At 56.1% G+C, this 11,731-nt stretch carries 9 protein-coding genes; 2 read left to right on the top strand and 7 right to left on the bottom strand.

The genetic code is table 11. The annotated features are described in order from the left end of the window. The first annotated feature begins 28 nt into the window (after nt 1-28). Nucleotides 29-2,341 (top strand): ATP-binding protein, encoded by a 2,313-nt coding sequence (locus tag OEL83_05835; GenBank protein MDK9706552.1) that lies wholly within the window; start codon nt 29-31, stop codon nt 2,339-2,341. Nucleotides 2,342-2,395: 54 nt separating this feature from the next. Here OEL83_05835 and OEL83_05830 read toward each other — a convergent pair whose 3' ends face one another. From OEL83_05830 to OEL83_05800, 7 genes are all read right to left on the bottom strand, one after another. Continuing rightward, entirely contained in the window at nt 2,396-3,355 is a 960-nt protein-coding gene (locus tag OEL83_05830) for a DMT family transporter (protein MDK9706551.1), read from the bottom strand. A 93-nt stretch (nt 3,356-3,448) separates the two neighbouring features. Beyond that, nucleotides 3,449-4,189 (bottom strand): transporter substrate-binding domain-containing protein, encoded by a 741-nt coding sequence (locus tag OEL83_05825; GenBank protein ID MDK9706550.1) that lies wholly within the window; start codon nt 4,187-4,189, stop codon nt 3,449-3,451. Nucleotides 4,190-4,388: 199 nt separating this feature from the next. After that, on the bottom strand, nt 4,389-5,456 hold the full coding sequence (locus OEL83_05820; protein MDK9706549.1) for a DUF362 domain-containing protein: 1,068 nt from the start codon (nt 5,454-5,456) through the stop codon (nt 4,389-4,391). 81 nt (nt 5,457-5,537) lie between these two features. Continuing rightward, nucleotides 5,538-6,149 carry a hypothetical protein gene (locus OEL83_05815; protein ID MDK9706548.1) on the bottom strand — a complete coding sequence of 204 codons (612 nt, stop codon included), beginning with the start codon at nt 6,147-6,149 and terminating at the stop codon, nt 5,538-5,540. A 93-nt stretch (nt 6,150-6,242) separates the two neighbouring features. After that, nucleotides 6,243-6,545, bottom strand: a complete 303-nt coding sequence (locus OEL83_05810) for a Dabb family protein (GenBank protein MDK9706547.1) — start codon at nt 6,543-6,545, stop codon at nt 6,243-6,245. Nucleotides 6,546-6,622: 77 nt separating this feature from the next. Further along, complete coding sequence (locus OEL83_05805; protein ID MDK9706546.1) at nt 6,623-7,225, bottom strand: NAD(P)H-dependent oxidoreductase; 603 nt, start codon at nt 7,223-7,225, stop codon at nt 6,623-6,625. Nucleotides 7,226-7,328: 103 nt separating this feature from the next. Then, nucleotides 7,329-8,165, bottom strand: a complete 837-nt coding sequence (locus OEL83_05800) for a S1-like domain-containing RNA-binding protein (protein ID MDK9706545.1) — start codon at nt 8,163-8,165, stop codon at nt 7,329-7,331. Between the two features lie 302 nt (nt 8,166-8,467). On the opposite strand from OEL83_05800, the gene carB reads away from it, so the two are divergent. Continuing rightward, nucleotides 8,468-11,671 carry a carbamoyl-phosphate synthase large subunit gene (gene carB, locus OEL83_05795; protein MDK9706544.1) on the top strand — a complete coding sequence of 1,068 codons (3,204 nt, stop codon included), beginning with the start codon at nt 8,468-8,470 and terminating at the stop codon, nt 11,669-11,671. Nucleotides 11,672-11,731 lie beyond the last annotated feature (60 nt).

The raw sequence follows: 11,731 nt of genomic DNA, 5'->3' as shown, positions 1-11,731 counted from the left end.
AGGGTAGAGTCGCCATAATGGACGAAAGATGCAACAAGCCTTTAACGATAATCAGAAAAAGATTCCACCCCCGAGCGATACCGACGGTCTTTGCCAATTGCGCGCCTCCCGGGAAACGGCCCTGCAGGCTGCCCGAGAAGCAGTCCGTGACACTACCCGTCTCACCCGCCTCATCACCATTCTCAATGATTCCGGACCATTACACCTTCTACTTGATCGGTGTCTGTCGACGCTTTCCGAGTTGTTTTTAGCAGATGTCGTTGTTCTTCTCGATCCGGTTGGTACGGGAAGATTTTCCCCCCTGGCGGCGATCGGTTTGCCGGAAGATATCGCCGGCCTGCCTTTTTCCGACGAAGACAGCAGCTTGATCCGGCTCCTGCTGCAAACCGGTTTACCGATCCGAATGGAAATTTTCGACTCAGCCAGGAAAGTGGATAGCCAGCTTCTTGATGTAGGTGCTGAGTCAATTATCGGCCTGCCTGTTCATGGCACCCATTCGGTCCACGGGGCACTGATTCTTGCCCGTTGCCGTCCCGAGCCCTTTTCCGATGCCGATCTTGGGTTATTAAAGACCATGGCCTACCGCATCGGTCGAACCCTTACCGAGGCGCAACGAAGTCTCCAATTCGAGAAACTCGTCCGAAGCAGTCGCGAGATCAACAGGCATCTTGACTTACAGGCAGTTGCCGCCGAGGCGGTAAAAACGTTTCCTGTTATCGTCAGTGCTGATGCCGCCGCAATAATTCTTCGCGATCCCCTTGGTCAATTTTCCTGCGCGGCACAAACCGGCCTCAGCCCATCCTGCGCTACGACAATTGGCCTGCTTGCACGGCAGATGGCCGAATCTTCGCTGTTTTCCGAGAGCGAGATGTACAGCACCGCTGACATGGCTACAACCTTTCGGCAGCTTTCCATGGATCCTCTGAATTTCTCACCATTCAAGGCATTTCAAGCAATTCTGGTGCATTGCAAAGATCGTATTCTGGGAATCCTCTTTGCCTTTCGCTATTCGGCCATTGCCGACAATTCCGACATCTCGCAAATCACCGTGCTCTTTGCCGAGCAGGTTTCTTTGGCCCTTGAGAATGCCGAACTCTACCAGGCCATGCAGAACGAATTGGCAGAGCGGAAGAGACTTGAGGAGGAAAAACGAAAATGGCAATGGCAGCAGCAACAACTACAAAAAGCCAACAGCCTGCACCGCATGGCCGGGGCGATTGCCCATCACTTCAACAACCAGCTCGGCGTCGTCATCGGCAACCTGGAGTTGGCCACTCAGGATGAGCCCCGAGATGAAAACCAGGCTCACTTTATGAGTGCAGCCATGCAGGGCGCCCGTAAGGCGGCTGAAGTAAGCGGCTTGATGCTCACCTATCTCGGCAAGGCCACCGGCAAACTTGTCGCCTTGAACCTCTCTGAAGTCTGCCGGCAAAACTTGCCGCTGCTTGAGGCTGCGGCTACTAAAACTTTCAAGCTGACAGCCGACTTACCGGAAATTGGCCCAATTATTAATGCCGATCACAATCAGATCCAGCAGATTCTCACCAATCTCGTCACCAATGCCAGGGAGGCGGTCGCTGGCAATCATGGGGCTATCGGGATCTCGGTGAAAACCATTTCTCCTGGAGAGATCCCCGTTGTGCAGCGCCTCCCGATAGATTGGCAACCGCAGGATGGCAGTTATGCCTGTTTAGAAGTCTGGGACAGCGGCTGTGGGATTGCTGAAGAGGATATCGAGAAACTTTTTGATCCTTTTTTCTCCCACAAATTCACGGGCCGGGGCCTCGGCCTGGCAGTGGTTCTGGGGATAGTTAAAGCCTATGACGGCGCCGTGGCAGTCGAGAGCAAGATCGGTCAGGGGAGCCGCTTTCGTGTGTTCTTGCCACTTTCAAAGGAAATGATAGCCCAGAAGGAAACACCAACGATTCCGGCTGTTACCCCGCCAGAGGAAACGCAGACAAAAGAGATCAAGGAAGGCGGGGCAGTGCTGCTGGTCGATGACGAGGAGATGATGCGCGACGTAGCCTCGGCCATGCTCAGACGGCTCGGCTTCGAGGTTTATCAGGCAAAGGACGGTGTCGAGGCGGTGGAGATATTCCTCAAGCAAGGGTCGGAAATCAAAATTGTTTTGTCTGACTTGACCATGCCGCGGATGAACGGCTGGGAAACCCTGACCGCCTTGCGGCAAATCCGCCCCAACATCCCGGTGATACTGACCAGCGGTTACGATGAGGCACAGGCGATTGCCGGCGATCACCCTGAGATGCCCCAGGTTTTTCTGCACAAACCCTACAAGGTCGCAACACTCAAGGAGGCCCTGGCAAAAGCGATGGGGGCGTGAGTTGTGCCCTTGACAAGCAGCTGACCAATAGAAGTGCCAGTCAGCTGCAAATGGCTAGCGTCTTTTTATAAGCATCCGTATTTTCTTTATAATCCCAAGAGACGACCAGGCATCAACCAGGGCGCCAAGCGACATCTGCGCCCCCGGAAATCGGGATTTGAGGGCAATCATCACTCCGGAGGCAGCTACCACGCACATCCCCAGAATACTGAGAGAATCGGGCACATGGTCGAAGACCATCCAGCTCAGGAACACCGCAAAGAGCAGTTGCAGATAGGTAATGGGGGCCAACAGGGAGGCCGAGGCATGGCGATAGGCCGCCGTGAACAGAAAGTGGCCGAGTCCTCCGTTTATCCCCGTACTAACGAATAAAATTACCTGCCAGACCGTTGGCGCCTGCCCTTCCCAATACCAGGGCAAGACGACGCCAAAGCAGACCACACCGGCCAGGGCAGAATAAAACAGCAGGGCAACCGTTCGTTCGGTCCTGGCAAGAACCCGCGACAGCAGTTGATAAACGGCCAGGGCGGTCACCATACCCAGGGCACAGACGACACCGAGGGCATCAAGACCACTGCCCGGCCGGACGATCAGCAACACCCCGGCAAAACCACCGATGGCCGCCACCCACCCGAGAACGCCGATCTGTTCGCCGAGTACCCGCCCGGCCACGAGCACCACCAGCATCGGCGCGAGAAAGACGATGGCCGTAGTCTCGGCGAGCGGCATACGCTGCAGGGCCAAGCCGAGAAACAGCGAGGCAAACACCAGACACAAGGCGCGCACCAGCACCAGCCCGGTCCGCTTCGTCTCGATGAGCTGCCTGCTCCGGCTGGGCGCCAGCACCACGATCATCAGCAGACAATGGACAATATAGCGTATCGCCACGACCAGCGGCACATTGTAGCGCATTGCCAAGTACTTGATGGTGCAATCCATGCAGGCGAACAGGACCAGCGCCAGGATACAAAGAAGTACGCCTTTTTGCGGGTGTTGGCTGGAAGCCGTATTCATTTCGTGAACTCTTTCCCGCCTGGCGGAAGGACCTGGAAGGTTATTGCATTGCGGAAGGGGCGATGCTCTTATACGTCTGCCGGGGAGCCCCCCTCACTGGAGATACGAGGTTATGATTGCATCGATCTGCCCGCTGGTAAACATGTCGAGCAGAACCGCCTCGAACTCGGCCTTACGCTGGATGAAGGCCGACTTGTGCGAAAGCACGAACTGCCCGCCGGCGCCCATGTCGACCCGGTAATCGGCGACCTGAATCTTGTCGGCATAGCCGCTTGCCTTGGCGGCATAAAGCAACTGGATATTGCCGCCGATGGCGACATCGTAGCGGCCAAAGAGCAGCATTTTAAAAAGTTCATCGACCGAGTCCGCCTCCACCTTGACGATAGCTGGATCTGAGTCGAAGGGCTCGAAGTGCTTGGTGCCACTGCGCAGGCCGACCTTGAGACCATATAGATCGGCGTATTTTTCCAGGAGCAGGGTGGAACCTTTTTTCATCAGAAAAACTTTCCTGGTTTGTTGATACGCCGGCAGGAGAAAATCGGCAAATGCTTCCCGTTCCGGTTTTTTCTCAAGTCCGCCGGCCATATCGATGTCGCCGGTCCTCAACAGGGCGAGGATACGTTTGAATGGATAGGACGCAAAGCGAACCTCCATGCCGAGTTTCCCGGCAACAATCCTCATGATATCGATATTGATTCCAGTCGCCGCCCCTGCCGTGTTTTTTTCCCAGGGCGGGTAGTCTTCGTCATAACCGTACACAATGGTCTCGCCTGCCGGCACTGATCCAGGCGCGACAAGGGCAGTGAGCAAGAACAGCAACAGAACTTTTTTCATGGCGTCGGTATCATCGATGAGGTGGCATTTTTTCGTTGTCGCCCCTGGATGGGTGGAGCCTTGGGCAGGGGCTTTAACCCCTGCCGATCAAAGCCTAACTTTTCAGGATCAATTTTGCAATTCTTTCTCCACGGAAATTCACCCGCCATGCAACCTGGCACAACCGATACCTTCCCCGCCTATTCCGAGCGGCCCCCTCCTACATCTTCACCAGTTGGTACTCCTGGTTGCCGAAATGCAGCTCTCTGGCATACTCCAGCTGAAACCGGTAGGGGATGTCGTGGGCCATCTGCGACAGGAGCTTGCCGGATCGCCCCTCGACCAGATCCAGAGAAGCGGCATCGAGGGCCACCGGGTCCCGGGAAACCAGGATGCCGATGTCGGGAACAATCTGTTCGAAGGTGTGCCCCATACAGTCGCAATCCTTGGAAATCCTCGTCAAAACATTGATAAAGAGGCTTTTACCTTCAAACAGGGAGCACACCCCCATGGCGTGCTCGACCACCTTTTTCTGCAGATCTTCATAGGTCGCCCCCCAGTTGAATTTCACCGCGTCAAACCGGCACATGGCCAGGCACTCACCGCAACCGATACACTTACGGGCGTTAATGACCGCCGAGGTTTCCTTTACCGTGATCGCCGATGCCGGGCACCAGGTGACGCATGTGCCGCAGGCGGTGCATGCCTTTTTGATGATCTTCGGTTTGGCGGTGGAATGCTGGGCCATCTTGCCTTTTCGGCTGGCACAGCCCATGCCGAGGTTTTTCAGGGTGGCGCCAAAACCTGCCGCCAGATGGCCGGTGAAGTGCGACACCATCACCAGGGCATTGCATTTGGCAAAAAGAGCGGCGAGATGCACCGACGAATAGATCCTGCCTTGCACACCAACAACACACTCCTCGTCGCCAAACAACCCGTCAGCCATGATGATCGGCATGCCGGTGGCGGCATAATCAAAGCCCTGGCTATGGGCGTGGGCAATGTGACTGATCGCCCCGCTGCGGTTGCCCTTGTACAGAGTCGAGGTCTCCGTCAAAAAAGGCACTCCGCCCCGGTCCTTGATCGCCTCGCCGAGCATCTTCAGGTACAGCGGCCGGGCATAGCCAAGTTTTGCCGATTCGCCGAAATGGGTTTTTACCGCCGTGACATCCTGCTCGGCAATGCATTCCAGGAGATTTTCCGCCTGGAGGAGATCTTTCAGCCGTGCACACAGGGACTGATCAGTTTCATTCTCCGCCGCTTCGATACAATATACTTTCTCGCCCATAGCATTTCTCCCTTCAGCTAGCTGTTATCATGCCGCAAGAACATACGTTTCGTTTGAGCAGACCAGCTGCTCAACTCAGCTTCATCCCTTTACCCACTCCAACATCGGCTCGATCCACTGCCGATACGGCTGGTAAATGAGCCCATGGCCGTTATCAAGACCCAAGACTATCGCCTTGAACTGTCCCTTGCCCTCCGACCGCTGGAAATATTTTTCGGGAGTGATGGACAGTTTGTCGGCCCGGTCATGGATCGACAAGACCTTGCCATAGAGTTTGAGGTCCTCATCCACCAGCCATTTTTCAAAGAGCCCGGCCAGCATGACATAGTATATCTCTTTTCCCTGGAGGATTGACGACACATACGAAGCTATGGCGCCACCCTTGGATGCGCCGACGACAATGATATTGCCGGGCGCAACCCCTTTACCAAGAAGCGATTTGATTTGCCCGGCAACAACCTCGGCATAGGCCTGTATCTGCGTGCCTTTTTCCCGTGCCTCACTGATCACGACAAAGCCTTCCCCGGCAAGCTCTTCGAGAATACGCCGGTACTCGTAGTAGCCGTGCTCCTCACTTTTGGGACGAATCCCCGCCTCTTCGACAATCAGGCCGTGGAGATAAAAGAGATAGCGGCTGTTGCTGCCTGGATTCTCCGGCGGATGGGTAAGAATCGTCTTGGTATGGGTGGACATTTTTTCCTCATTCAATGGTTATGCCGATTTCCAAGGGAGGATGGCCGTTCCAGGGACCGGCCGGCCTGTCCCACCTCGGTGTGAAATGGCGGACTATATCTGGTAATCGATCATTCTCCGCTCGCAGGTTCTCGGCCGGACGGTCTTGCCGACCTCCACATGGGCCGGGTGGTGCTGGTAGGCGTGGAGGGCCTCCTTCGACTCGAATTCTGTATAGAGGACGATGTCGCCGGCCGAATCCTTGCCACTGAAATCAAAGCCCAATTCGAGGTGGAGAAGACCGGGGATCCTACCGCGAAGGCCTTCGAGTGCCGCCTTTATCGCCAGCGCATCGGTATTGTCTTCCAAGGGCCTCGTCCTGTTCAGTAATTTCCAGCAGACTATGTGTTTAATCATTTTCGTTTCATCCTTTGTCGTGAGTACGGTCATCAGCAGGCCCGGGCAAACACCGAACCACTCAACGTAACATACTGTTATTTAATATTTTTGACAATATCGACAATATCCCGTTCAACACACTGCAACCACTTCTGCCGCTCCTCCAGGGTACTGTCGGCGACTATTCTAAAAACCCTTCTATGACTTTTTTCAATCCCACAAAAGCCGAAAACACATCTTTGCCAAATTTTCGCCAGCGGATCGGTGAAATAGTCGTTTTCGCGGTTTTCCTCGGTATTAGAGGTATTGAACACCACCCCCACCTTTCCTAGCAATTTGCCGACAGGCAGGCCGCCACCGGAGTCATTCTCCGGAAAATCATAAGCATGCGGCGGACGAATAACCCGATCGATATATCCTTTTAAGATTGCCGGAGGCATTCCCCACCAATTAGGATGGATGAAGATCACCAGGTCCGACTCCATGAGTTCATCGATATATTGATTGACCAGCGAGTCGGTACTCCTTTGTTTGCCGAGTTCCTCAACCGTCAACACCGGATCAAAGCGTTCCCGATACAGATCATGGGCGTAATTTACCACCTGTAATTCCTGCAATGTATGGTGTACCGCAGCAAAGATTGCGTGGTTGAAACTCTTGCTATATGGGTGTGCTAAAATTGTGGTTGCCTTCATCATATCCCCGGCGCCATGCCATATTTCTGAATAAAAATGCCTCTTGCAGCTTGTCTGCGGAACCGAAACCTCCGTTCCTTGCGGTATTGTCTCTCCCTTATCCGCCTCAGCCGGCAAGCCTGATGCCATCATTGTCGATGACGATACGCCGCTTCTTATAGAGGGCGCCAATGGCCTTTTTAAAGACCTTCTTGCTCACCCCGAAAAGGTCGTAGATCTCTTCCGGAGGGCTTTTGTCGGTCAGGGCAAGCGTGCCGCCATGGTCCCTGATTGCCTGGAGGATGGTAGCCGAAATATCGTCAACCTCCCGAAAGCCGGTCTGCTGCAGGCGCAGGTCGATTTTGCGGTCGTCTCGGACTTTCTTGACATAACCCTTCAGCCGCTGGCCGATGGCGAGCCGTTGAAAGACCTCGTTTTCATAGATCATGCCTATATGGGCGCCGTTGACGACGGCACTGTAGCCGAGATTGGTAGCAGCATAAACGAGGAGATCGACCTCCTCACCTTCCCTATATTGCGGCGGCTGCCGGTTGAGAAATTTCTGCAGCTTTGTCGAGGCGGTAATACGCCTGGTTTTATCGCTGACGAAGATATAGACCACGTAGGACCGGCCTTCACGCATGACGCCCTGCTGCTCGCTTTTCGGCACCAGCAGGTCACTTTCCAGGCCCCAGTCGACAAAGGCCCCGGCCTCGCTCGTGGCTACCACTTTAAGGAGGGTAAATTCGCCGACCGTGGCAAGGGGCTTTTTGGCGCTTGCTAGCAGGCGGCCTTCCCGGTCGACATAGACAAAGACATCGATCTCATCGCCCGGCCGGTACATCCCGGAAATATCTGCCCCTCTGAGGAGAATGTCCCCCGACTCGCCGCCATCGAGGTGAATACCGTAGACCTGCCGCCCCTTTACCTTCAGCCTGTTGATTTTGCCGATCTCAACCACCATGTCCTCCCTCAACCCTGTATAAAAGATTTACCCTGGCGCTTCCTGTGCACCAGAACAGGTCCAGGCATGCCCAAAAGGCTCTGCGCCAACAATAGCCGTTTTTTGCCGATGTCGCCGCTACTATAAAAACGCCGCCGCTATCGACTGTTGGCTTATACTTAAAACTATACCTTGATTTTCAGTCCAGCTTCATTTAACAGAAGGTGTTCACGGCCATTTCGGAAGAGCTGCCGAGAGTCACCGCCACAGGTTTTTATCTCAGACATCACTCGAGCCCCATCCCCACTCAACAAGGAGCATATATGCCCAGACGTGACGACATTCACAAGATCCTGATCATTGGTTCCGGTCCCATCGTTATCGGTCAAGCCTGTGAATTTGACTATTCCGGAACCCAGGCTTGCAAGGCACTGCGTTCTCTCGGCTACCAGGTCGTGCTGGTCAATTCCAATCCAGCGACGATCATGACCGATCCGGGCATGGCCGACGCGACCTATATCGAGCCGCTGAATGTCAAGACCCTCGAAAAGATTATCGCTTATGAGCGGCCCGATGCAATTCTGCCGAATCTGGGCGGTCAGTCAGGCCTCAACCTCTCCTCCGAGCTGAATCGTGCGGGAATCCTGGAAAAATACGGCGTCAAGGTCATTGGTGTCAACATCGATGCCATCGAACGCGGCGAAGACCGAATCGCCTTCAAAGAAACCATGAATCGCCTGGGCATCGAAATGCCGCGCAGCACAGCGGTGACCACCCTTGAGGAGGCGGAAAAGGTTGCCGGAGAACTGGGCTATCCGGTGGTCATCCGCCCCGCCTACACCATGGGCGGCACCGGCGGCGGACTGGTGTACAACCTGGAAGAACTGCGCACCATCGTCCCGCGCGGCCTTGCCGCCAGCCTGATTCACCAGGTGCTAGTGGAGGAGTCGGTGCTCGGCTGGGAAGAGCTGGAACTGGAGGTGGTGCGCGATGCCAAAAACCAGATGATCACCGTCTGCTTCATTGAAAACGTCGATGCCATGGGCGTGCACACCGGCGACAGTTATTGCACTGCCCCGATGCTCACCATCGCTGCGCCTCTGCAAAAGAAACTGCAGGACTACTCCTATGCCATCGTCGAGGCCATCGAGGTCATCGGCGGCACCAATGTCCAGTTTGCCCACGACCCGAAAAACGGCCGGGTGGTGGTCATCGAGATCAACCCGCGCACCTCCCGTTCGTCGGCCCTGGCTTCCAAGGCGACCGGCTTTCCCATCGCCCGGGTCTCCTCACTCCTCGCCGGTGGCATGACCATGGATGAGATCCCCTACTGGCGCGACGGCAGCCTGGAAAGATACACCCCCTCCGGCGACTATGTGGTGGTGAAATTTGCCCGCTGGGCCTTTGAGAAATTCTCCGGCATCGAAGACCGCCTCGGTACCCAGATGCGCGCCGTCGGCGAGGCGATGAGTATCGGCAAGAACTATAAGGAGGCCCTGCAAAAGGCCATCCGCAGCCTGGAGATAGGCCGCTACGGTCTGGGCTTTGCCAAGGATTTCAACAAACTGCCTTTAGACACCTTGCTGCAGCGGCTGGTGTATGCCACCAGCGAGCGACAGTTTCTGATGTACGAGGCCCTGCGCAAAGGAGCGACCATCGACCAACTGCACACCATGACCCACATCAAGCACTGGTTCATCCAGCAGATGAAGGAACTGGTGCTTCTTGAAGAAGAGATCCTCAGTCATAAAGGACGGCCCCTGCCGGACGACCTGCTGCGCCGCGCCAAGCAGGACGGCTTTGCCGACCTGTATCTCGCCAGGTTGCTGGGGGTCCCCGAACGCGCCATCCGCGAACAGCGCACCGCCATGGGCGTGGTTGAAGGCTGGCAGCCGGTACCGGTGAGCGGCGTGAAGGATGCCGCCTATTACTACTCAACTTACAATGGCCCCGATCAGGTAGCGGTGAGCAACCGCCGAAAGATCATGGTCCTCGGCGGCGGACCGAACCGCATCGGCCAGGGCATCGAGTTTGACTACTGCTGCGTCCATGCCGCCATGGCCATCCGCGAGGCGGGGCTGGAATCGATTATGGTCAACTGCAATCCGGAAACTGTGTCGACCGATTACGATACCTCCGACAAATTATATTTCGAGCCCCTGACCGTCGAAGATGTCCTGAGCATTTACCGGAAAGAGAAGCCGGAGGGGGTCATCGTCCAATTCGGTGGTCAGACCCCCTTGAACCTCGCCAAACAGCTGGCCGAAGCCGGGGTGACCATTCTCGGGACCTCGCCGGAGGCCATCGATCTGGCGGAAGACCGCGATCGTTTCAATACTATCATGCGCCGTCTGGGCATCCCCCAGCCGGTTTCGGGCATGGCTGCCAGCACCGGCGAGGCCCTGAAGATCGCCGCCGAAATCGGCTATCCGCTGATGGTTCGCCCCTCCTATGTCCTTGGCGGGCGTGGCATGGAGGTCGTTCATGACGGACAGATGCTGCAGCGCTATCTGAGTGTCGCCGTCGCCGAGATCACCCCGGAGCGGCCGGTGCTCATCGACAAGTTTCTCGACAACGCCATCGAGGCCGAGGCCGATGCGATCTCCGACGGCACCAACGCCTTCGTCCCGGCGGTGATGGAACATATCGAGCTTGCCGGCATCCACTCCGGCGATTCGGCCTGCGTCATCCCGCCGATCAGCCTCGCCCCCAAACACATCGATACCATCCGCGAATACACCCGGCGCATCGCCATCGAACTGCAGGTCATCGGCCTGATGAATATCCAGTACGCCATCCAGGACGACACGGTGTACGTGCTGGAGGCCAACCCGCGGGCCTCGCGCACCGTGCCGATCGTCTCCAAGGTCTGTGGCCTTTCCATGGCGCGGATGGCAACCCAGGTCATCCTCGGCAAAACCGTCGCCGAACTGGATCTGCGTGAAATCAACATCCCCTATTTTGCCGTGAAAGAGGCTGTCTTCCCTTTCAATATGTTCCCGGAGGTTGACCCAGTGCTCGGCCCGGAGATGCGCTCGACCGGCGAGGTGCTTGGCATGGCCAGGTCTTTTGGCCGCGCCTTCTTTAAGGCCCAGGAGGCCACCCAGTCGATTTTGCCGCTGCAGGGCACGGTCCTTTTCACCATTGCCGATCGCGACAAATTGGCGGCGGTGGAGCCGGCCCGCCGCTTCCGCGAGCTGGGCTTCACCATCATGGCCACCGAGGGTACACACCGCTTCCTGAAGGAAAAAGGTATCGACACCCAGCCGGTCTTCAAGCTCGGCCTGGGCCGGCCGAACCTGATGGACGCCGTTAAAAGCGGCCAGATCCATCTGCTGGTCAATACCCCGAGCGGCAGAAAAGGCTCGGCGGACAGCTCGGACATCCGCAAGGCGGCCATCAAGTATAAAATCCCCTACATCACCACCACTGCTGCCGCCATTGCCGCCGCCAAAGGCATTGCGGCAGTCGGCGAAGAGGCGACCAATGTCCATTCGCTGCAGGATTATCACGGGGAAATCCGCTGATGCGACAGAAGCAGCATGCTGATCAATGGCTGAATGAACTGAAAACAATCACTTTACAAT

Source organism: Desulforhopalus sp. (assembly GCA_030247675.1).
Taxonomy (GTDB): domain Bacteria; phylum Desulfobacterota; class Desulfobulbia; order Desulfobulbales; family Desulfocapsaceae; genus Desulforhopalus_A.
Note: the sequence above shows the minus strand (reverse complement) of the source record. Positions and strands in the feature narration are given on the sequence as shown.